The following is a 21,357-nucleotide window of genomic DNA, read 5'->3' as shown; positions in this document are numbered from 1 at the left end:
CAATCCTTGGAAAGCGCTCCATTGCCCCCGCGGGCTTTCGCTACCGGTTCACCGGTCAGCCAAAGTCGTGGCGACTATTTTCTTCGCCTGTTCTACCACTTCGCTTATCGAGAGGCCGGTGGTATCCAGAATCACCGCATCCGGAGCCGGCCTTAACGGCGCAACCGCACGTTCCCTATCCCTGCGATCACGCTCCGCGATGTCTGCGGAAACGGCCGGAAGGCTAACATCAATTCCCTTGTCCTTCAACTGCTTATGTCGTCTCCGGGCCCTTTCTTCGGGGCTGGCCGTGAGAAAAATTTTTACCGTCGCATCCGGGAAAACCACGCTACCCATATCGCGCCCATCGGCGACCAGGCCCGGTGTCTGGCGGAATCTTTTTTGCAGTTCCATTAAGGCCGCGCGCACCTGCGGCATCGCAGCGATTTTCGAAGCAATTTTCCCGGTTTCTTCGGTTCTGACTTCGCTGGCGACATCAGTCTGACCCAAAAATATTTGCTCGGTCCCGTCCGCCGTGCTGTCGAATCTGACGTCCAGGCCAGCCGCCAGGCGACCAAGCCCGGCTTCATCATCCAGGTCGACGGAGGACTCTTTCGCGGCGACCGCGACCAGCCGGTACAAAGCGCCGCTGTCCAGGAAATGCCAGCCCAGGTAGCCCGCCAATCGTTGCGCAATGGTTCCCTTACCCGACCCGCTGGGCCCGTCGATCGCGACGACAGCAATGTCCTGGTCGCCCACAGTGTCCCCCATTACTGAACCTCACCGGATAATCGAATTTCCGGACTGGCGATGATGTTCGCCCCCGCTTTTGCCAGCAAATCCTGAAACCCGGGAAACGAGGTCTGGATGCATTCCGTCCCGGTCACTGTCAACGGATCCCGGGATACCAGGCCAAGAACGCTCAATGCCATCGCGATGCGATGATCGCCGCCGCAATCGACGGTGCCCCCGCTGATTTCGCCGCCCCGGATGAGCAGCCCGTCAGAGCTGGTCTCTACGAAAACGCCCAGGGTGCGCAAAGCAACGGCCATGGTTGCGATTCGATCGCTCTCCTTGAAACGCAATTCACCCGCGCCCCGAATCGTCGTTTCGCCACTGGCGCAGGCCGCCGCTACGCAAAGCGCCGGAAACTCGTCTATTGCAGGCGCCACCAGTTCCCGCGGCACGTCAACCCCGGTCAAACTCGAACGCCAGACATGAATCTCGCCGATCGGTTCCGCTGCGCCGGCGGGACGCTCCGTTACTTCGATCCGCGCGCCCATGCCCTGCAACAATCGGATCAGCGCGCTGCGTCCGGGGTTCAGACCCACATCGACAATCCGGGTAAGCCCATGACCTGCCAGGCAGGCGGCAACCATAAAAAATGCGGCGGCCGAAATATCCCCGGGTACGCTGAATTCGATCGCCCGCAAACCTACGCGCCCGGGCACCACCGTGGCTTGCCCGTCGACGCGGACCGGACAGCCGAACAAGGGCAACAACCGCTCACTGTGATCCCTGACCCTGCCCGGGGTGGAAATCCTGCTTTCGCCATCGGCATAAAGCGCGGCCAGCATTAGCGCGGTCTTGACCTGCGCGCTGGCAACCTCGACGTCTATCCGGGCCGCCCTGAGCCGTGGATTGCCATCTATCCGCAGCGGAGGACACCCGTCGGTCGTGGCGATCCGCGCACCCATCTGCCGTAGCGGCTCCGCCACACGCTCCATCGGCCGCCGGCTCAGCGAATCATCGCCGACCAAGGTACTGGCAAAGTCTTGCGGCGCCAGCAACCCGCACAACAGGCGCATCGTGGTTCCCGAATTACCGCAGTCTATCGCCGCCCCCGGCGCGCCCAGACCGTCACGTCCATTGCCATATATGCTCAAGACCTGGTCGTCCCACGCATGCTCGACCCCCAGACCATGCAACGCAGACAGCGTCGCCAGGCAATCGTCGCCGTGACAGAATCCTTTGATGACGCTGGTCCCGCTGGCCATGGCCGCGAACATCGCAACCCGGTGACTGATCGATTTGTCGCCGGGAACACGAATGGTGCCGCCGACATGGCCGCCGGCGATGGTCAGGCGACCGGCATCGGCGGTGTGGCGATGTGACGCGCTGCTCAACTGACCCCTAACCCGGATTATTCATGAATAAGCCGGCTCAAAACACCTGGCGCAGTGCCTGCAACAAGCGCTGGTTTTGCTCTGCCGTGCCGATCGAAATTCTCAGGTGCTCGGGCAAGCCATAGTTGCCAACCGGCCGTACGATGACGCCCTGGCGCAGCAAGTCTTCGTAAACCGGCATGGCCGGCCGGCCCATATCGACCAATATGAAATTGGCCACCGACGGGATAAACCGCAAGCCCAGTTTCTTCAATCCAGCCCCCACAATGTCGCGCTGCTCGTTGTTCAGGGAGACACAGCGTTGCAGGTGCATTTTATCGTTGATCGCGGCGCACGCGGCTTCCAGCGCCAGGGAATTGACATTGAACGGCTGGCGAATCCGGTTCAGGACATTGGCCACATCCGGATGCGATAGCGAATAACCGATGCGCAGGCCTGCCAGGCCGTAGGCTTTGGAAAAGGTTCGGGTAACGACCAGGTTCGGAAAATCGTCCAGCCATTGGCTGGTATCCGGATAGTCCTGCTCTTCCAGGTAATCGAAATAGGCTTCGTCCACGACAACCAGCGCGTGATCAGGCACCTGCCCGATAAAATCTCTAAGTTCGCGGCTTTTTATCCAGGTACCGGTGGGGTTGTTTGGATTGGCAATAAAAATCAGGCGGGTCCGGTCGCCGATCAAGGTTTCCATTTCACCGAGGTCATGGCCCAACGGTGAAAAAGAATCTCCCGGCTGCGCGGCGCTGACTTTCGCGGTGGCACCGACCGCCTGCACGGCCAGTGGATAAACCGCGAACGCGTACTCGGAGTAGATTGCCTCGTGACTCGGCGTCAGGAACGCTTCCGCAAGCAACACCAATACATCATTCGAACCATTACCAAGCGTGATCCTGTCGATGCCGACATGGTGATGCGCCGCCAGCGCTTCCTTCAGATGAAACCCGTTGCCGTCGGGGTACAAGGCTGCCTGTGGCGCGGCCTTGGCGATCGCGGCCATGACTTTTGCGCCCGGTCCCAGCGGATTCTCGTTTGAGGCCAGCTTGATGCTGTTACTGATCCCGTACTCGCGCTCGAGTTCATCGATGGGCTTGCCGGGCTGGTACGGGTCAATTTCCCGAACACCGGGGGCGGCAAGATCAAGCGGTGATCGAGGCATGCTTTTCTCCCGACTCGTGTTTGGAAAATTTCATGGTAACAAACAAAAAACCATCGCTGCGGGTCATGACGCAGGAACCAACCGCGGTCGCCTGGCGTTCGCTAAACATTCAGCCCGTTATAAGGCGCGCACCGATAAAACACCGTCGATACCGCCAATCTTGTCCACTGTCTCCGCATCCGCCTTGCCATCGATGTCAACCAGCGTATAAGCCAGGCCACCCTTGGATTTGTTCAGAAGATCCGCGATATTCAGGCTCGCCTCGGCAAGAGTCGTGGAAATCTGACCGACCATATTGGGCACATTGGCATTGGCAACGACCAGCCTTTGGCGGCCATTGCGGGACAAGACGGCCTCCGGGAAATTCACGGAATGCCGAATATTGCCGTTCTCCAGGAAATCCCGGAGATTGTCGGCGACCATGATGGCGCAGTTCTCCTCGGCCTCATAGGTCGATGCGCCGAGGTGGGGAAGCGCCGTCACCCGCGGATGATTCTTCAGCGCGGCGCTGGGAAAATCGGTGACAAAAGCATGCAATTTACCGCTCTCGAGCGCTTTTGCCACCGCATCCTCGTCCACGATCGGCGCCCTGGCGAAATTCAACAAGACCGAGCCATCGCGCATCAGTCGAAGCCGGTCGCCGTTGACCAGGTTCCGGGTTTCCTCGGTAACCGGCACATGCGTGGTCAAGACGTCGACTCGCGAAAAGAGATCGTCAAGACTGCTCGCCTGTTCCACGCCGGATGACATTTGCCAGGCACGCCTGACGGTTATCTGCGGGTCGAAACCCACAACTTTCATGCCAAGATTCAGCGCCGCATTGGCCACTTCGACGCCGATGGCGCCCAGACCCACGACACCGAGAGTCCTGCCCGGTATCTCAAAGCCGACAAATTTTTTCTTGCCCGCTTCAACGGCCGCATCCAGTTCCGCGCCTTCCACCCGGAGGTTCTTGACGTGATCCGCCGCCTGGCAGATGTTCCTGGCGGCAAGAAAAATTGCGGTCAACACCAGTTCCTTGACGGCATTGGCGTTTGCGCCCGGGGCATTGAATACCGGTACGCCGGCGGCGCTGCACCTTTCGACGGGAATATTGTTGACCCCGGCGCCCGCCCTTGCGACCGCAAGCAGCGTATCGGGAATTTCCATGTCATGCATGTTGTGGGAGCGCAGCATGATTGCATCCGGGTGCAACATATCCGACGCCACTTCATAGCGCTCACGCGGAAACCGTTTCAGCCCCGCCAGCGCTATATTATTCAAAGTCAGAATCTTGAATCGTGTTTTGTGGTTCATGACCGTAGCCTGATACCCGGCGAAGGCTTAACCATTGGTGCGCTCGAACTCGCCCATGAATTCCACCAGCGCATCGACGCCCTCATCAGGCATCGAATTATAAATGCTGGCTCGCATACCGCCGATCGAACGATGCCCCTTTAGCGAAGTGAGGCCACGCTCCGCGGCTTGCTCGAGAAACAAAGCATCGAGAGTCTCGTCAGCCAGCATGAACGGAATATTCATCACCGATCGGTATTTGATTGCAACCGGGTTGGCGTAAAAATCGCTGTTGTCTATCGCCCGGTAAAGGCGATCCGCCTTGGCCCGGTTACGGGCAGCCATTTTCTCGACCCCACCTTGCACCTTGAGCCACTCGAAAACCAACCCTGCCGCGTACCAGGAAAAAGTCGGGGGCGTATTCAGCATGGACCCGGCATCCGCCATTTTCCGGTAATCCAAAACGGCCGGTATTGCGCCCTTTGGAGCGCTTCCCTTTTTTTCAATAATCAACTCGTCACGGACAATGACAATCGTCAGGCCCGCCGGGCCAATATTCTTTTGCGCCCCGGCGTAGATGACCCCGTAGTCTTGCACATTAATCGGTTCCGACAGGATGCTCGACGACATATCCACCACCAGCGGCGCCTGGGTCACCGGCACAATCGGCAAACGGACGCCGCCAATGGTTTCATTGTCGACGTAATGAAAAAACGCGGCCTGGTCAGACAGGCGCCATTGGTCTGCCTCCGGGATGCTCGTGTCGCCGTTGTCTGCCGTATCCAGAACGATATTTGCCTGACAAAAACGGGCGCCTTCCTTGACTGCCATTCTCGACCAGTAACCGGTCACCAGGTAGTCGGCTGTATCGTCCGGCGTACACAGGTTCATCGGCACGGCCGCAAACTGTGCGGTCGCTCCGCCTTGCATGAACAACACTTTGTAGCTATCGGGAATGGACAGCAAGTCCCGCAGATCGGCTTCGGCCTTTTCGGCTATCGAAGTAAACTCCGCGCTACGATGGCCCATTTCCATCGCCGCCATGCCGGAGCCATGCCAGTCGCCCGCCTCTTCCCGCAGGCGTTCAATGACCGGATCCGGCAACATCGCCGGCCCCGGACTGAAATTATATGCCCGCTTCATGGTCACAAGCTCCCAACCTGAAAAAGACCCGAGAAACTGTCCGCGTCATTCTTCGCCAGCATCCTCATCATTGACCAGCGCAGCGATTCGTTCTATGCCGGCAAGTTTCTGTCCTGCAGACAAGCGGATAAGTCTGACACCCTGGGTATTGCGGCCAAGCAGGGAAATTTCCGAAACCGGTGTGCGCACCAAGGTTCCACCGGCGCTGATCAGCATGATCTCATCATCGTCGGCAACCTGCAGCGCACCCACCAGACGCCCGTTGCGCCTGGATGTTTGGATGCCGATCACGCCCTGGCCACCCCGGCCGCGGATGGGGAATTCGCTGAGCCTGGTGCGTTTACCGAAGCCACGTTCGGTCGCTGTAAGGATTGCACCGTCCGCCGCGATGATCAGCGCGATCAACTCGTGCCCGGGCGCCAGCCTGATGCCCCTGACACCGGCCGCCAGCCGGCCCATTGGCCTGACGTCTTTCTCGTTGAAGCGAATGGCTTTACCCGAACTCGAATACAGCAGGATATCCTGGCTGCCATCGGTAATCGCGACGCCGACCAGGTGATTGTTGTCTCTCAAGTCCAGGGCGATGATGCCGTTGGTACGCGGTCTCGAAAACGCGCTCAGCGCCGTTTTCTTTACAGTACCGTTACTGGTTGCCATGAAGACAAACCGGTCCTCGGTAAATTCCTTGATCGGTAGAACGGCATTGATGCGCTCATCCGGCGCCAGCGGCAGCAGGTTGACAATCGGTTTGCCCCGCGCGCCCTTGCCGGCTTGTGGCAAGCGGTAAACCTTGAGCCAGTAAAGTTTCCCCCGGCTGGAAAAGCACAACAAGGTATCGTGGGTGTTGGCGACGAAAAGGTGGTCGACGAAATCTTCCCCCTTGACCTTGGTCGCCGTGCGCCCACGCCCACCGCGTTTTTGCGCCTGGTATGACGTCAACGGCTGTGCCTTTGCGTAGCCACCGTGCGAAAGAGTAACGACGACGTCTTCCTGCTGGATCAGGTCCTCAATGGTCAGGTCACTGTGGTCTTCGAGGATTTCCGTTCGCCGGGCATCGGCATATAGCTCGGATATCACCCGAAGCTCATCGCGGATGACTTGCAACAGCCGGTCCGGATTGGAAAGTATCTCAGTAAGACCTTTAATTAGTTCTAGTAACCCTTTGTATTCACCAAGTATTTTATCTTGCTCAAGACCAGTCAACCGGTGCAGTCGCAATTCCAGGATGGCTTGTGCCTGCGCCGGCGACAACTGGTATTTATCGTTGTCCAGGCCATATTTTTCCTCAAGATCGTCCGGACGAGACTCGATGCCACCCGCCTGGGCGAGCATCGCGGTTACCGGACCCGCTTGCCACGACCGGGCCAGCAGGCCGGCCTTGGCTTCGGTGGGCGATGGCGATCCCTTGATCAGGGCAATAATCTCGTCGATATTCGCCAACGCGATCGCCTGCCCTTCCAGGATGTGTGCGCGGCTGCGCGCCTTTTTCGACTCGAATATCGAGCGCCGGGTTACGACCTCGCGACGGTGTCGCAAAAATGCTTCCAGAATCGGTTTGAGACCGAGGAGTTTTGGCCGGCCGTCTACCAAAGCGACCATGTTGATACCAAACACGGTCTGTAGCTGCGTGTGTTTGTACAGGTTGTTCAGAACAACATCGGAAATTTCGCCGCGGCGCAGCTCGATGACGACCCGCATGCCGTCCTTGTCGGACTCGTCGCGCAGTTCTGTAATGCCTTCAATCTTTTTATTGCGCACCAGTTCAGCAATCTTTTCCAGCAATCTCGCTTTGTTGACCTGGTATGGCAGCTCGGTGACGATAATGGCCTGCTTGTCGTGGCTGCCGATATCTTCAATATGCGTCCTCGAACGCAGGTGTATGCGCCCCCTGCCTGTGGTATAGGCCTGGTAGATCCCGCTCGAGCCATTGATCATCGCAGCGGTCGGAAAATCCGGGCCAGGCAGGTGCTTGATCAAATCGCGGATTTCGATTTCCGGATCATCGATCAAAGCCATACAAGCCGCCACGACTTCCCCCAGGTTGTGGGGTGGAATATTGGTCGCCATGCCGACGGCGATGCCGGTCGAGCCATTGACCAGGAGATTCGGAACCCGGGTCGGCATTACCGATGGTTCGAATTCCGACTCATCGTAGTTGGCGACGAAATCGACGGTTTCCTTGTCGATATCGGCAAGCAATTCATGGGCGATGCGCGACATTCTGACCTCGGTGTAACGCATCGCAGCCGGCGCATCACCATCCACCGAGCCAAAGTTTCCCTGCCCGTCGACCAGCATAAAACGCATCGAAAACGGTTGCGCCATCCGCACCAGTGTGTCGTAAACGGCGGAGTCGCCATGAGGGTGATATTTGCCGACCACATCGCCGACGATGCGGGCCGATTTCTTATAGGATTTGTTGTAGTCGTTGCCCAGTTCCTTCATCGCAAAAAGGACCCGGCGATGCACCGGTTTCAGCCCGTCGCGCACATCGGGCAAGGCCCGTCCAACGATGACGCTCATCGCGTAGTCCAGGTAGGACTGACGCATTTCGTCTTCGAGATTTACGTGAATTATTCCGCTTGCGATTTCGGCCATAAGGGAATTTAAGGGGTTCCAAATAATATTTTGGCCTGGTCGGAGAACCACTCCGCCCAGGCCATCTGAATAAGTTTATATCTTAGCACAGGGAGCAATTTCGCCCTAGCTAAATCAGGCCATTTTGCCTATTTTCAGGCCTTGAATGCCTCTGTAAAAGGCGCCTGAAAAACGCCTTTTTCGGTCACGATAAAATCGACCAACCCGGCCGGCGTTATATCGAAAGCGGGATTGGCTACGGTGATATCCGGCAAACAGTTTTCGATGCCCGCTGCATCGAGAATTTCATTTGCCGGGCGCTGCTCGAGCGGGATTCCGGAACCATCGCTGACCCTCATATCCACCGTAGCGTGGGGCGCCACCACCATCACTTTCGCACCGTGGTAGCGTGCGGCAACCGCGAGACCATAGGTGCCGATCTTGTTTGCGACATCGCCATTGGCCGCTATCCGGTCGGCACCGACGATCAGCCAGTTAATCCCGGCCTGGCGCATCGCCTGGGCGGCGGCGGAATCAGCCAGCAAAGTTACCGGTATGCCGTCTTTGGCCAGCTCCCATGCGGTCAAGCGAGAACCCTGGAACCATGGCCGGGTTTCGCCAACAAAGACCTGCTCGATTTTCTTCTGCCAGTGGCCCACGCGAATCACCGCCAGGGCGGTCCCGTAACCAGCCGTGGCCAGGGCGCCGGCGTTGCAATGGGTCATGACCTTGCTGCCTTTTTCGATCAGCGCGGCGCCTAATTGCCCCAGATGCAGATTTTGCTCACGGTCGGTCGCCAGTTGATCCTGCGCTTCATCGAGCAGACTTGCCGCCAGGTTGTCGGACTCCGTTGCCAGCAGCTTCGTCATGCGACCGAGCGACCACGCGAGATTGACCGCCGTGGGCCTTGCGGCCACCAGCGTTTCGATGTCAGAGTCGACCCGATTCCGCCAGCCTGCCGCCGTGCCGTGCTGCTGAACCGATAGAACGACGCCGAAAGCCGCCGCAAAACCGATCGCCGGCGCGCCGCGGACGACCATGTCGCGAATCGCCTCGGCAACCTCGGGCGCGCTTTCCAGACGCAACCAGGTCTCCGTCGCGGGCAGGCGCCGTTGATCCAGCAGAAACAATGCATTGTCCTGCCAGCGAATCGGGCAAATCTGGCTTTTAGGCAGCATATCGGAATATCTTTGGCTCTGGATAAAATGGGTGGCGCAAATCGTTCAACAGACGATCTGGATCACATATTATAATACCCTGGACCCGCTGGTTCTCCCGTGATAAACCCGCGCAGACAACCGGCGGCCGGTCGACGATCCCTGCTGATATACAGGCGGCTGAAAAAACGAAGAAAACACTGGAGCAAAAATGGATCAGCTCAATGAATTAATCACCTCCGGCCAGTTAACCGTACTACTGATGCCATGGGCCATAAAGATCGGTCTCGCGGCATTGATTTTCCTGGTCGGTCGCTGGGCCGCCAAAATGGCCGCCAACGGCATCGACAAGATGATGGAAAAAGCCGGCGTCGATGCCACGTTGACCCATTTCCTGCACAACGTCGTATACAGCGCCTTGCTGATCGCGGTGATCATCGCGGCAGTCGATCAGCTCGGCATCAAAACCACTTCGTTCCTGGCGATACTCGGCGCTGCCGGCCTGGCTGTCGGCCTGGCCTTGCAGTCGTCATTGGCGAACTTTTCATCGGGCATCATGCTGATCCTGTTTCGCCCGTTCAAGGTCGGTGACTTCGTCGAAGCCGGCGGAACCACCGGCACCGTGGAACAGATCAATGTATTCAATACGGTCATGAAGACCGGCGACAACCGGGAAATCATCGTCCCCAACGCGCAGATTTTCGGCGGAACGATAACCAATTTCTCGGCCAAGGCCACGCGGCGGATCGACCTGGTCATCGGCATCGGTTACGACGACAACATCGGCACGGCCAAACAGATCATCGAGGACATACTGAGCGCGGATGAGCGAATCCTGAAAGAACCGGCGCCGGTGATCCTCGTTTTGGAACTGGGCGCCAGCAGCGTCGACCTGGCGGTGCGCCCGTGGGTGCGCAAGGAAGATTACTCGGCCACCCGCGGCGACTTGCTGGAAAACATCAAAACGGGCCTGGAAGAGGGTGGTTGCAGCCTCCCCTACCCGCAACAAGACGTGCATCTATACAAGGCTGGAGAGTAATCTCGATACCGGTGACGGACCATGAATGAACCTGCAGAAACTCGCCTGGACAATGTCGATGCCGGCGAAGTAAAAAAATTCGCGGCAATGGCGGCGCGCTGGTGGGATCCGGAAGGAGATTTCAAGCCGCTGCACCGGCTCAATCCGCTAAGGATGGATTACATTGCGCAACGCTGTGAATTGCGCGGAGCCGTTATCGCCGATATTGGCTGTGGCGGAGGCTTGCTGAGCGAAGCGATGGCCGCAGCAGGCGCCGAGGTAACCGGAGTGGACGCGGCCGATGCGCCATTGCAGGTGGCCAGGCTGCACCTGCTGGAAAGCGGTCTGCAGGTCGATTACCTGCTGGCCACGGCAGAAAAGCTGCTGGAAACGCACGCGGAGAAGTTTGACGTTGTTACCTGCCTGGAGATGCTCGAGCACGTGCCCGACCCATCTGCGGTGGTCAGCGCATGCGCGGGCTTGGTCAAACCGGGCGGCCAGGTGATTTTCTCTACCATCAATCGCAACCCGAAGGCCTATGCGCTGGCAGTCATTGGCGCCGAATATGTGCTCGGCATGTTGCCAAAGGGAACTCACGACTATCGCAAATTTATCCGGCCGTCCGAATTGGCGGCCTGGTGCCGGGATGCCGGGCTTGCAGTCCACGACATTACCGGCATGACATATAACCCGCTGACCGATCGGTTTCGGCTCAAGCGCGATACCGATGTCAACTACCTGATGCATTGCAGTCGCGAGCAGGCACCCTGAACTCGCTGCCCATCATCCTGGTTTCGGCCGTGCTGCTCGATCTGGATGGGACCCTGGTCGATACCGCTCCGGATATGGCCGCCGCGCTAAACCAGTTGCTGGCGGAGGAAAACAAGGCGCCAATGGCCTATCGGGAAATCCGACCGCATGTCTCGCAAGGCGCTGCCGGGCTGCTTGGCCTTGCCTGGGCGCGCCAACCGGACAAAGACAAATTTGCGGCGCTCAAACAAAGGTTCCTGGAGATTTATGCCGGTTTGAACGGGCACCAATCGGTATTGTTCGATGGCTTCGCCGAGGTTCTGGACTGGCTGGATACCAGCGGCATCGCCTGGGGAATCGTGACCAACAAGCCCGCCTGGCTGACCGAGCCGCTGCTGCGGCATCTCGGCATCGATCGGCGCAGCGCTTGTCTGGTCTGCGGCGACACGCTGGCGCAGCGCAAGCCCGATCCGGCGCCGTTGCTCCATGCGGCCGGTCTGCTGAACGCAAAACCGCAAGGGTGCGTTTATGTCGGCGACGCCAGCCGTGATATGGAAGCCGCGGAAAGTGCGAATATGGCCGGGATCGTGGCTGCATACGGGTATATTCCGGCAGGGACGGACCCGTCGGCATGGCCGGCCGCAGCCACGATTAAAAAACCCGGCGAACTGAGCGGCCTGATTGGCTTAAAATAGACCCATGACTGCTGCTGCAACACAAAACCTGTTCTGGATCCTGGCTGCGGCGGGCCTCGCTGGCCTCATGGTCGGCGCCATGGCCGCCAGTTTGTACTTGCTGAACAAAATCGGCCACATGCGAGCCCGCAACAGCGCCCTCAAAGCACAACTCAAATCGCAGGACCAGCTGCACGAAGAGAGGCAGGAAATCCTGAAACAAGCGGAAACAAGGCTGGCTGCCAGCATGATCGAGCAAACGGGAAAATCCTTCCGCGATCACAGTGAAACTTTCCTCAAACTGGCCAAGGAAAATCTCGGCAGCCATCAGGAAAAAGCGCACGGTCAGCTGCAAGCCAAGGAGCAAGCGATTGCAGCCCTGATCAAACCGGTCGCCGAAGCGCTAAAGAAAACCGAGGAGCAATTGCTGCGCATAGAGAAAGAGCGCAAAGAAGCTTACGGCAGCATCTACAAGGAACTGGAAATGGTCAGCAGAAGTCACCGGGCACTGCAGGAAGAAACGCAAAACCTGGTCAATGCCCTGCGCCGGCCCGAGGTGCGTGGCCAGTGGGGAGAACTCACCCTGCGGCGCGTGGTGGAACTGGCTGGCATGGTCAATCACTGCGATTTCTCGGAACAGGCCCAGACCGACGGCGATGAGGGATCCATGCGCCCGGACATGATCATTCATTTACCGGAGGGCAGGACCGTAGTGGTCGATGTCAAGACGCCTCTCGATGCCTATCTCGATGCTACCGCGGCCAAAGACGCCAAGAGCCGCGAAGTCGCCCTGAAACGTCACGCGAGGCATGTGCGCGAACGGGTACGCGAGTTGTCGAGCAAAAACTATTGGGCGCAATTCGATGGCAGCCCGGAATTCGTCATCTTGTTCGTCCCCGGCGAGCAGTTCCTGTCAGCCGCTTTGGATATGGAACCCAACCTCAATGAAGAAGCGATCAAACAGAAAGTCCTGCTGACTACACCCAACAGCCTGGTTGCGCTGTTGAAAGTGGTCGCTTATGGCTGGCGCCAGATGACGCTTGCCAAAAACGCCGAGCAAATCAGAGATCTTGGCCAGGACTTGTATCGCCGGCTCACGACCTTTACCGGCCACTTGTCAAAATTGGGCCGACAGCTCGGCAATAGTATCGAGGCTTATAACAGCGCGGTGGGATCGCTGGAGCGACAGGTCCTGCCCGGCGCGCGGAAATTTATCGAGATGGGCATTAGCGCGCCCAGGGAAATGCCCGAACTCGATCCCGTTGACAAAACAGTGCGTCAGCTCCAGTCGCCTCAGGACGACGACACTCCGGACGAAAAAGACGCAGCCGGATCCTGAAAACGATGTCCGGCCCGGCTCGCGAGCAAGACCCCATGCAGTCACTGCTGTCGGAAGCCGTCCGGCCTGGGTCGCTGAACTGGTTCGCCTGCCTTTATGCATCGGCCGGGCTGCGCGCGCGTCTGCACGCGCTGTTTTCTTTTCGCCACGCTTGCGAGATGGCCGTTCACCGGGTCCATGAGCCGGATATTGCGCGCATAAAACTGGCCTGGTGGCGCGAGGAGATCGGCCGTTACGCTAAGGGCAGCGCCGTCCACCCAGTCTGCAAGTCCTTGCTCGATGGGCACGACGAACCCTTGCTCGACTCGGCAACGATGGCCAACATTATCGATGCGGCGCAAATGGACCTCGTGAAGACCCGCTATCCGAAACCGGACGATCTTTTGCATTATTGCCGCCTTGGCGGCGGCAGCCTGCTCTCCCTGCAAGCCGAAATCTTGCATGGCAAAGCGTTTGCGGCGGATCAAAAAGACCGGCTGCTGACCATCGGTTCGGGGATCAGGCTGATTGAATTGCTACGCGACCTGCGGGTGAACCTGGCGGTTGGACAGGTTTACCTGCCCTTGCAGTGGCTCGACGAGTCCGGACTGACGGTTGTGGATCTGAACAGCGATCACCCGCAACCAGCCGCCATTGAAGTCATGAGACTCCTGGGGAAACTGACTCGCGAGCAGATTGCGGACCACGCGGATAATGATGCTGCCAACAAACTGAGCACACACCCGTTCGCCGCGGCCAACCTCGCTATGCACCGGCGCATGTTCGACAAGATGCACAACAGTGATTACCAGGATGTTTTTCAGGGCAGGACGGCTTTGTCTGCATTTGAGATGATGCGAGTTTCATGGCGGGCAGCCAGACGAGCTGCCAGGCAGGATTAAGCAGGCAGAGATATGCGAGGTATAGACAAATACACAGCGCCGGACCAGTTGCTGGTTGACCGCGTCATTTTGATCAGCGGCGTGACCGAGGGGATAGGCCGTGCGCTGGCCGCCAAATGCGCCGCACTGGGAGCAACGATCGTGTTGCTGGGCCGCAACGTATCCCGCCTGAAAAGCCTGCATGATGAAATTACCGAAGCCGGTGGACCCCGCCCGGGCATTTTCCCCTTTAACCTGGAAACGACCGAATGGGCGGAGTACGAGAAAATTACCGAGGTGCTGGGCGACGAGTATGGGCGTCTTGACGGCCTGGTTCATTGCGGCGGGATACTGGGGGAGCTGAGCCCGATCGAACACCATGATCCTTATCTTTGGTACCGGGTCTTGCAGGTCAATCTCAATGCGCCGTTTCTGCTCACTCGGGCCGGCATGACGTTATTGAGAAAATCGGCAGATCCGTCGGTGATTTTCGTCTCCAGTACGGTACGGTCGGGCGCAAGGGGCGGGCTCACTGGGGCGCTTATTCGGTTTCAAAATTTGCCATTGAAGGGCTGGCCCAGGTTCTGGCCGACGAAACCGAGAATATTCCAATCCGGGTCAATACGGTCAACCCCGGTGCGACCCGCACAAGACTAAGACGCGCTGCTTTTCCGGCCGAAGACGCCGCTCAATCGGCGCAACCCGATGACGTACTGGCGCCGTTTCTTTATTTTCTCGGGCCGGACAGCCGTGGCGTCAGCAATTTGAGTGTGGACTCTCAGCCATGAGTTTGGCTGTCTACTTGCGCCGACTCCTGGCCGAGGCTTTGCGCGGTTGTGGTTTCTTGGGCTCTTGCTGCAGGCCAGCGGCCTGGTAGAGCCCACGCACTTCATGGGCGGATAAACCCCGGTATCGTCCCCGCGCCAGGTTCCGCGGCAGGCGTAAAGAGCCATAACGAGTACGAGATAATCGGCTGACAGTCACGCCAACCGCCTCCCACAAGCGCCTGACTTCCCTGTTTCGACCTTCCGCCAGGGTCACATGGAACCAACGGTTAGCACCCTCGCCGCTGCCCCCGGCGACCACCGACTTGAACCTCGCTTGCCCGTCATCGAGCTCCATGCCGTCCACCAGCCGTTGGATGCTTTCAGCGCCCGGGTCACCGAGCACCCGGACCGCGTATTCGCGGACCACTTCCCGAGACGGGTGCATCAAAGCATTGGCCAATTCACCGTCGGTAGTAAAAATAAGCAAGCCATCGGTGTTGATATCGAGGCGGCCGACACTGATCCAGCGGCCGCCTTTTAGCGGCGGCAATCGATCGAAAACCGTTTTCCGCCCTGCCGGATCGGTTCTCGTGCAAATCTCGCCAACCGGCTTGTGATACATCAGGTACTGATGATCAGCCAGGGTTTTGGAGCTTACCGGTTTGCCATCGATCTGGATTTTGTCATCCGGACTTACCGGATCGCCAGCGACCGCGAGACGCCCGTTAATTTTTATGCGGCCATCCGCAATCCAGCGTTCCACCTGCCGTCGCGAACCGACGCCCCGAGCCGCAAGGAATTTCTGAATGCGTTGCTTGTCAGGCAATCGACTTGTCACCGGACTCCTCAATGGCATTCGGATCCGATGCGATAACATCGGCCGGGTCTTCTGCCTGCTGCCCGGTGGCAGCAGATTCCGTGCTGACGACCGTCAATGGTTGAGGCTGCTCGTCCGTTTCCTGAATAGCCGCGCTCTCCTCACCCGTTTCTGCGGATGGCATGTCCTCACTGACCGCCATCGGCGTTGACCCGGCAATGGCAGGATCAACCAGCGCCTGCAGATCCAGTTCGACATTCAGGCTGTCAAAATCCTGGATCTCACCGAGCGTCGGCAGTTCATCAAGACTCTTGAGGTCAAAATAGTCCAGAAATTCACGCGTCGTCCCGAACATCTCCGGTTTTCCCGGCACATCCCGATGACCCACCACTCGCGCCCAGCTCCTTTCCAGAAGCGTCCTGATAATGTTTGTACTGACGCTGACCCCGCGGATTTCCTCGATTTCGCCGCGGGTAATCGGTTGCCGGTAGGCAATCAACGCCATGGTTTCCATTAACGCGCGTGAATAGCGAGGCGGCCTCTCCTGCCACAAGCGGGACACCCATTCGCTATACGCAGTCCTGACTTGAATTCGATAACCACTGGCAACTTCATTCAGCTTGATCCCACGGTCCGCATAGTCCGCCTGAATCTTTACTATAACTTCGCGTATGGTCTTTCGCTCCGGACGGTCGGCATCTTCAAACAGCGCCAGCATCCGGTCAATGCTCAGCGGCTGGCCCGATGCCATCAATGCTGCCTCGATAATGTTTTTTATTTGCGTTTCATCCATTTTTTCAGCCCTACCCCCTAGTCTCGTCGGCATCCTGGTCATCCGGGTCGATCTTTGCGCCGGTTTCCGCTGCTGCCGACTTGACATGGATCTGCCCGAAGCTTTCCGCCTGCACCAACTCCACCAGACGCTCCTTTAACAACTCAAGCAGGGCCAGAAAAGTCACGACGACACCCATGCGCCCCTCGCGTGGATCGAACAAGCGGCTAAACTCGACGAATTCGTCGCCTTTTATGGTGAGCAGCAACTCACCCATTCGCTGCCGAACCGACAATGCCTCTCGATGGATAAGGTGATGTTCGAAATGCTCGGCCCTTGCCAGCACCTCTTTCAGACTGACCAACAGTTCTTTCAGGTCCAGGTCCGGCAGCACATGAACGATTTTCTTGTCGACCAGTTCCGCTTCAACCGGGAAAATATCCCTCTCCATGCGCGGCATCCGGCTGATTTCTTCCGCACCTTTCTTGTACCTTTCGTACTCTTGTAGTCTCCTGACCAGCTCGGCTCGCGGATCATCCTCTTCGTCGCCGCTTTCAACGGGCCGTGGCAACAGCATGCGTGATTTGATTTCGGCCAGCATCGCCGCCATCAGGAGATACTCGCCGGCCAGCTCGAGCTGAATCTCTTTCATCAGCTCGATGTACTCCACATACTGGCGGGTAATCTCGGCGATCGGAATATCCAGGATATCCAGGTTCTGGCGTTTGATCAGGTAGAGCAGCAGATCAAGCGGACCTTCAAACGCTTCCAGGAATACTTCGAGTGCGTAGGGCGGTATATACAAATCCCTGGGCAACTCGGTAACTGCTTCGCCCTGGACTACCGCGAACGGCATTTCGCCTTGCTGCGGAATACCGCCGTCATCACCCTCATGCAACGGGGGCGGCCCGCTGTGAACCAGTTTCAGATCAGGTTTTTTCTCTTCCATCGGAGTCCCGGCCTACCTGTAGTGCAGGCCCATGGCGTGGCGAACTTCATCCATGGTATCGCGCGCCGCATCTCTTGCGTCCTCGCATCCTTCGGCAATGATACTGCGAACGAATTCCGGATTTTCCTCGAATTCACTGGCGCGCGCCCTCATTTCCTCGATCTCCGTCACCACCCGGTCAATCAGTTTCTTCTTGCAATCGATACAACCGATTCCAGCGGTCGTACAACCCTCTTGCACCCATTCCAGGGTCTGCTCGTCCGAGTATATTTTATGCAACTCCCAGACCGGGCATTTCTCCGGCGTTCCCGGATCGGTTCGCCGTACTCTTGCCGGATCAGTCTGCATAGTAAGCAGTTTCTTGTTGACCGAATCCGGGTCTTCCCGCAAACCAATCGTGTTGTTGTACGACTTCGACATTTTCTGCCCATCCAGCCCGGGAACTTTCGGCGTCGGGGTCAGCAAGACCTCCGGCTCCACGAGGATGTTGCGCCCGCCGCCTTCCAGGTAACCCAGTAACCGTTCGCGATCCGCCAGGGTCAGGTTGGCATGATCCATGACCATCGCCTTGCCCTTTTCCAGCGCCTCCAGCTCGCCCTTTTCCTGGTAGTTCCTGCGCATCTGCCGGTACAGTTTCGCGTTCTTGCCGCCCAGTTTCCGGACCGCATCATTGGCCTTGTCTTCAAACCCCGGCTCGCGACCGTACAGGTGGTTAAAGCGTCGGGCAATTTCCCGGGTAATTTCCACGTGAGCGACCTGGTCGGCGCCGACCGGGACAAAGGCGGGCCGGTACAACAGGATATCCGCGCTTTGCAGCAGCGGATAACCCAGGAACCCGTAGGTGGACAGGTCCTTTTTCTTGAGTCTTTCCTGCTGGTCTTTGTAGGTCGGCACACGTTCCAGCCAGCTCAACGGCGTCAACATCGACAAAAGCAGGTGTAATTCGGCGTGTTCGACAACCCGTGACTGAATAAACATCGTGCACATGCTCGGGTTCAGGCCGGCCGCCAGCCAGTCGATGATGATCTCCCGGACATTATTATCCAGATCGGCCGAATCGTCATAATGGGTGGTCAGCGCGTGCCAGTCAGCGATAAAAAAATAACATTCGTATTCGTGCTGCAGGGCGACCCAGTTTTTCAACGCGCCATGGTAATTGCCCAAGTGGGTCCCGCCCGTCGGTCTGATACCCGAAACGACGCGATTATTTTGTCCGGAATTCGCCAAGAAAATCTCCTGCTGATTTTTATCCGCCAATCAAACCGAAAAAGAACCCGGTGACTAGATAGATAGCCGGACCGACTATTTTCCAGAGAATACCGGTCGCTAGTAATCCAACAATGATAAACAAGCCATAGGGTTCGATTCGGTCGAAGCTGGCTGAGGCCCTGGGTGTCAACAATCCGCTCAACACCCGTCCGCCGTCCAGTGGAGGCAACGGAAATAAATTAAAAATTGCCAGTAGGACATTGAAAAAAACACCCCATTCGGCCATCAGCCTCAATGGATGAAATAGTGAAGACCCCCCCGCGAAAGCTACTACAAACGCTAGAATCATTGTCCAGCCTGCCGCCATCGCCAGGTTTGATCCCGGTCCGGCTGCTGCGACTATCGCCATGTCCCGATGTGGCTTCCTCAAATTTCGGGCCGCTACCGGTACCGGTTTTGCCCAGCCGAATAGAAAGGGAAAGCCAAGCAGCAACAAGCTCACCGGCACCAGTATCGTACCGACCGGATCTATATGTTTTAGCGGATTCAGGGTCAGGCGACCGAGCATTTCGGCGGTTCGGTCACCAAAATACCGGGCGGTATATCCGTGCGCGGCTTCGTGGATGGTAATAGCCAGAATCGTCGGAATTGCGTAAACGGCGATTTTCTGGATTAGATTCAAACTTTCCATCGACTCATTATACGCATCCGGCGGCGACAAGGCCCGTTATAAAAGCAAGGATTCCACTGGCCCCCTGCCTGCGCGCAATAAGGTCGGAGTGGCCCCGGTCAGGTCGAGAACCGTGGTCGGTTCTGCCGGGCAGAGCCCGCCATCGATAATCAGATCCACTTTGTCGCCCAGCCGGTCGAGAATTTCGGCCGGCCTGTTTAATGGCATATCGTCGCCTGGCATCAACAACGTCGAGCTTAGCACCGGCGCACCGAGTTCGGTCAGCAACGCCTGGCAAATCGGGTTATCGGGAACCCTGATCCCGACTGCCTTGCGCCGCTTGTGCCGCAGGCGAGCAGGAACCTCCCGGGTCGCTTTCAGAATCAATGTATACGGTCCCGGCGTTAATGACCGAAGCAGCCGGTACGCCCAGTTATCCGGCCTGGTGTACACGCCGATCGTACTCAGATCAGGGCAAACCAGCGTCAGTTGGTGATGGCGGTCGGCCTCACGAATTTTCTTGATGCGCTCGGCGCCTGACTTGTTGGTTAACGCGCAGCCAAGCGCGTAGGACGAATCGGTGGGATACACGACCAGGCCGTCAGCGCGCAGCACGCTGGCCGCGTGCCTGATGAGCCTGGGCTGGGGATTGTCCGGGTGAATCACAAGAAACTCTGCCATTGGTGAATTGTAACGATGTCGACCATGAATTCGAGCTTTTTGCCGTCTCGCCACGCCTGCCGGGTTGGGCCAGGGCCTTGGGTCGGCTATGATGCTCGGCCTTGGTAGTCTCCCGTTACTCAATCTTCGGAAACGATATGCAACTCCTGTTCGATTTCTTTCCCATCGTGGCTTTCTTCGCCGCATACAAGTTTTACGGCATGTATGTCGCAACCGGCGTCATCATCGTGGCATCGGTGTTGCAGGTTAGTGTGCATTGGTTACGCACCCGCAGCGTCAACAAGACGCACGTCATTTCCGCAGCCCTGATTATTGTTTTTGGCGGTATCACGCTCTATTTGCAGAATAGCCTGTATATCCAGTGGAAACCCACCGTTTTGTATTGGCTTTTTGCCGCGGTAGCACTTGGCAGCGAATTTTTTAGCGACAAAACAATAATCCAGCGGATGATGAACCACGCGGTTGACATGGATGCCGGGTCGTGGCGCTTTTTGAACCGGATGTGGGTTGGCTTTTTCCTGGTAATGGGTTTTGTGAACCTCTACGTGGTTTACAATTACGATGAAAACACCTGGGTCAACTTCAAGTTATTCGGATTTCTTGGCATGACCTTTTTGTTCGCTCTTGCGCAGGGTTTTTGGATACACTCAAAAATCAGGCATATTCCGGACGCCACGGAAGACAAGGGGTCTGCGGCGTCACCAACAAACGAGGATTAATCACGCTGTACGCCATTATTGGCAAGGATGTGTGCCAGAAAGCGCGGAATCCGGCGCGTCCGGCTTATTGATTGTGGCGGAATTTGCCCACCGAGCAATCTGCGCGGTATAAAGTATTCTTGGAGACAGCTTCGGACTGGACCAACAAAAGATCCCTGACTTGAAGCTGGCGTCTAAAAGCCAACTGAAGTCACTCCGTTCAAAAACAAGGTTTTGCCATGAATAAAGAACGCATCCGGTTGTTGAGGGAAAGACTGGAAACGCTTGAGCCAACCAGACTGGAAATCAGGGATGACAGTGAAAAGCATATTGGCCATACGGGCGCACGCGACGGCCGCTCGCATTTTTTCGTGTTGATCGAATCGCCGAAATTCAAAGAACGCTCCGCCCTCGAAAGACACCAGCTTGTCTATGATGCCGTGGGCGATCTGATGAACTCTGATATTCACGCTTTGCAGATCGACGCGCGATACTAGCAGGCTGTATCAGCAAGGATTGCAGATTCTGGTCGAGGGCTCAGGTGGCTCATCAGGCCAGATTTCCGGACGATGCCCTTGCCTTTGCCAAAGTGTGACGTGGTTCACACCTTTGCGCCCGCAATTTTTCTATAAATGAACCTGGCTTTCTCTATCGCTCAGGGCAAGCCGCTCCAACCCTCAGATCTCCCCTGCTAAGGTGAGACCCAGGCCGGCAAGGATGCCGGCCTTTTTTTATGTCTGGCC

Annotated in this window: 20 protein-coding genes and 1 pseudogene; 8 read left to right on the top strand and 13 right to left on the bottom strand. The window is 57.5% G+C overall.

The genetic code is table 11. From position 1 onward, the window contains the following. Nucleotides 1-48: 48 nt before the first annotated feature. The 7 genes from cmk to mtnA form a co-directional block, all read right to left on the bottom strand. Nucleotides 49-750, bottom strand: coding sequence for a (d)CMP kinase (gene cmk, locus IIA05_06570; protein MCH9026764.1), 702 nt, complete (start codon nt 748-750; stop codon nt 49-51). After that, nucleotides 750-2,105: a 3-phosphoshikimate 1-carboxyvinyltransferase gene (aroA, locus tag IIA05_06565; protein MCH9026763.1), complete on the bottom strand. Its 1,356-nt coding sequence runs from the start codon at nt 2,103-2,105 to the stop codon at nt 750-752. The genes cmk and aroA overlap by 1 nt, the downstream gene beginning before the upstream one ends. A 37-nt stretch (nt 2,106-2,142) precedes the next feature. Continuing rightward, complete coding sequence (locus IIA05_06560) at nt 2,143-3,258, bottom strand: histidinol-phosphate transaminase (GenBank protein ID MCH9026762.1); 1,116 nt, start codon at nt 3,256-3,258, stop codon at nt 2,143-2,145. A gap of 117 nt (nt 3,259-3,375) precedes the next feature. Next, nucleotides 3,376-4,554: a phosphoglycerate dehydrogenase gene (locus tag IIA05_06555; protein ID MCH9026761.1), complete on the bottom strand. Its 1,179-nt coding sequence runs from the start codon at nt 4,552-4,554 to the stop codon at nt 3,376-3,378. A 27-nt stretch (nt 4,555-4,581) separates the two neighbouring features. After that, nucleotides 4,582-5,676: a 3-phosphoserine/phosphohydroxythreonine transaminase gene (serC, locus tag IIA05_06550; GenBank protein MCH9026760.1), complete on the bottom strand. Its 1,095-nt coding sequence runs from the start codon at nt 5,674-5,676 to the stop codon at nt 4,582-4,584. 45 nt (nt 5,677-5,721) lie between these two features. Continuing rightward, complete coding sequence (gene gyrA, locus IIA05_06545; GenBank protein MCH9026759.1) at nt 5,722-8,274, bottom strand: DNA gyrase subunit A; 2,553 nt, start codon at nt 8,272-8,274, stop codon at nt 5,722-5,724. A 134-nt stretch (nt 8,275-8,408) separates the two neighbouring features. Beyond that, a complete protein-coding gene (gene mtnA / locus IIA05_06540) occupies nt 8,409-9,431 on the bottom strand; it encodes an S-methyl-5-thioribose-1-phosphate isomerase (protein ID MCH9026758.1) in 1,023 nt (340 codons plus the stop codon). Between the two features lie 190 nt (nt 9,432-9,621). Here mtnA and IIA05_06535 point away from each other — a divergent pair, with 190 nt between their 5' ends. The 6 genes and pseudogenes from IIA05_06535 (at nt 9,622) to IIA05_06510 (ending at nt 14,839) form a co-directional block, all read left to right on the top strand. Beyond that, nucleotides 9,622-10,449 (top strand): mechanosensitive ion channel, encoded by an 828-nt coding sequence (locus IIA05_06535; protein MCH9026757.1) that lies wholly within the window; start codon nt 9,622-9,624, stop codon nt 10,447-10,449. Between the two features lie 45 nt (nt 10,450-10,494). Further along, a complete protein-coding gene (gene ubiG, locus IIA05_06530; GenBank protein MCH9026756.1) occupies nt 10,495-11,199 on the top strand; it encodes a bifunctional 2-polyprenyl-6-hydroxyphenol methylase/3-demethylubiquinol 3-O-methyltransferase UbiG in 705 nt (234 codons plus the stop codon). Next, nucleotides 11,196-11,873, top strand: a complete 678-nt coding sequence (gene gph, locus IIA05_06525) for a phosphoglycolate phosphatase (protein ID MCH9026755.1) — start codon at nt 11,196-11,198, stop codon at nt 11,871-11,873. Before ubiG ends, gph begins: the two co-directional genes overlap by 4 nt. Before the next feature lie 4 nt (nt 11,874-11,877). Then, entirely contained in the window at nt 11,878-13,191 is a 1,314-nt protein-coding gene (rmuC, locus tag IIA05_06520) for a DNA recombination protein RmuC (protein ID MCH9026754.1), read from the top strand. A 5-nt stretch (nt 13,192-13,196) separates the two neighbouring features. Continuing rightward, nucleotides 13,197-14,072, top strand: a complete 876-nt coding sequence (locus tag IIA05_06515; protein ID MCH9026753.1) for a squalene/phytoene synthase family protein — start codon at nt 13,197-13,199, stop codon at nt 14,070-14,072. A 21-nt stretch (nt 14,073-14,093) separates the two neighbouring features. Continuing rightward, nucleotides 14,094-14,839 (top strand): annotated as a pseudogene (locus IIA05_06510) (YciK family oxidoreductase). Between the two features lie 10 nt (nt 14,840-14,849). On the opposite strand, the gene IIA05_06505 reads toward IIA05_06510, so the two are convergent. The 6 genes from IIA05_06505 to IIA05_06480 all read right to left on the bottom strand — a co-directional run bounded on the left by IIA05_06505 (nt 14,850) and on the right by IIA05_06480 (nt 19,916). Further along, nucleotides 14,850-15,674 carry an rRNA pseudouridine synthase gene (locus tag IIA05_06505; protein ID MCH9026752.1) on the bottom strand — a complete coding sequence of 275 codons (825 nt, stop codon included), beginning with the start codon at nt 15,672-15,674 and terminating at the stop codon, nt 14,850-14,852. Continuing rightward, nucleotides 15,637-16,428: an SMC-Scp complex subunit ScpB gene (gene scpB, locus IIA05_06500; GenBank protein MCH9026751.1), complete on the bottom strand. Its 792-nt coding sequence runs from the start codon at nt 16,426-16,428 to the stop codon at nt 15,637-15,639. The genes IIA05_06505 and scpB overlap by 38 nt, the downstream gene beginning before the upstream one ends. Before the next feature lie 10 nt (nt 16,429-16,438). After that, nucleotides 16,439-17,263, bottom strand: a complete 825-nt coding sequence (locus tag IIA05_06495; GenBank protein ID MCH9026750.1) for a segregation/condensation protein A — start codon at nt 17,261-17,263, stop codon at nt 16,439-16,441. Nucleotides 17,264-17,368: 105 nt separating this feature from the next. Continuing rightward, nucleotides 17,369-18,583 carry a tryptophan--tRNA ligase gene (locus IIA05_06490; protein ID MCH9026749.1) on the bottom strand — a complete coding sequence of 405 codons (1,215 nt, stop codon included), beginning with the start codon at nt 18,581-18,583 and terminating at the stop codon, nt 17,369-17,371. A gap of 19 nt (nt 18,584-18,602) precedes the next feature. Next, on the bottom strand, nt 18,603-19,256 hold the full coding sequence (locus tag IIA05_06485; GenBank protein ID MCH9026748.1) for a site-2 protease family protein: 654 nt from the start codon (nt 19,254-19,256) through the stop codon (nt 18,603-18,605). Between the two features lie 36 nt (nt 19,257-19,292). Then, nucleotides 19,293-19,916 carry a threonylcarbamoyl-AMP synthase gene (locus IIA05_06480; GenBank protein ID MCH9026747.1) on the bottom strand — a complete coding sequence of 208 codons (624 nt, stop codon included), beginning with the start codon at nt 19,914-19,916 and terminating at the stop codon, nt 19,293-19,295. 146 nt (nt 19,917-20,062) lie between these two features. Here IIA05_06480 and IIA05_06475 point away from each other — a divergent pair, with 146 nt between their 5' ends. Together IIA05_06475 and IIA05_06470 are read left to right on the top strand one after the other, a co-directional pair. Beyond that, nucleotides 20,063-20,635, top strand: a complete 573-nt coding sequence (locus tag IIA05_06475; protein ID MCH9026746.1) for a septation protein A — start codon at nt 20,063-20,065, stop codon at nt 20,633-20,635. A gap of 218 nt (nt 20,636-20,853) precedes the next feature. Beyond that, a complete protein-coding gene (locus tag IIA05_06470; protein MCH9026745.1) occupies nt 20,854-21,111 on the top strand; it encodes a BolA family transcriptional regulator in 258 nt (85 codons plus the stop codon). The last annotated feature ends 246 nt before the right edge of the window (nt 21,112-21,357 follow it).

The organism is Pseudomonadota bacterium (genome assembly GCA_022572885.1).
GTDB lineage: Bacteria > Pseudomonadota > Gammaproteobacteria > Steroidobacterales > MnTg04 > MnTg04.
The sequence above is the reverse complement of the archived record's forward strand: the minus strand, read 5'-3'. Positions and strand labels throughout refer to the sequence as shown.

Excerpts from the sequence above, each read along its gene's own strand:
- IIA05_06505 (MCH9026752.1), bottom strand. The coding sequence starts at position 15,674 with ATGCCATTGAGGAGTCCGGTGACAAGTCGATTGCCTGACAAGCAACGC.
- gyrA (MCH9026759.1), bottom strand. The coding sequence starts at position 8,274 with ATGGCCGAAATCGCAAGCGGAATAATTCACGTAAATCTCGAAGACGAA.
- IIA05_06535 (MCH9026757.1), top strand. The coding sequence starts at position 9,622 with ATGGATCAGCTCAATGAATTAATCACCTCCGGCCAGTTAACCGTACTA.
- rmuC (MCH9026754.1), top strand. The coding sequence starts at position 11,878 with ATGACTGCTGCTGCAACACAAAACCTGTTCTGGATCCTGGCTGCGGCG.
- serC (MCH9026760.1), bottom strand. The coding sequence starts at position 5,676 with ATGAAGCGGGCATATAATTTCAGTCCGGGGCCGGCGATGTTGCCGGAT.
- IIA05_06560 (MCH9026762.1), bottom strand. The coding sequence starts at position 3,258 with ATGCCTCGATCACCGCTTGATCTTGCCGCCCCCGGTGTTCGGGAAATT.
- IIA05_06485 (MCH9026748.1), bottom strand. The coding sequence starts at position 19,256 with ATGGAAAGTTTGAATCTAATCCAGAAAATCGCCGTTTACGCAATTCCG.
- IIA05_06480 (MCH9026747.1), bottom strand. The coding sequence starts at position 19,916 with ATGGCAGAGTTTCTTGTGATTCACCCGGACAATCCCCAGCCCAGGCTC.
- IIA05_06495 (MCH9026750.1), bottom strand. The coding sequence starts at position 17,263 with ATGCCGTTCGCGGTAGTCCAGGGCGAAGCAGTTACCGAGTTGCCCAGG.
- IIA05_06515 (MCH9026753.1), top strand. The coding sequence starts at position 13,197 with ATGTCCGGCCCGGCTCGCGAGCAAGACCCCATGCAGTCACTGCTGTCG.
- cmk (MCH9026764.1), bottom strand. The coding sequence starts at position 750 with ATGGGGGACACTGTGGGCGACCAGGACATTGCTGTCGTCGCGATCGAC.
- IIA05_06470 (MCH9026745.1), top strand. The coding sequence starts at position 20,854 with ATGAATAAAGAACGCATCCGGTTGTTGAGGGAAAGACTGGAAACGCTT.
- scpB (MCH9026751.1), bottom strand. The coding sequence starts at position 16,428 with ATGGATGAAACGCAAATAAAAAACATTATCGAGGCAGCATTGATGGCA.
- IIA05_06555 (MCH9026761.1), bottom strand. The coding sequence starts at position 4,554 with ATGAACCACAAAACACGATTCAAGATTCTGACTTTGAATAATATAGCG.
- mtnA (MCH9026758.1), bottom strand. The coding sequence starts at position 9,431 with ATGCTGCCTAAAAGCCAGATTTGCCCGATTCGCTGGCAGGACAATGCA.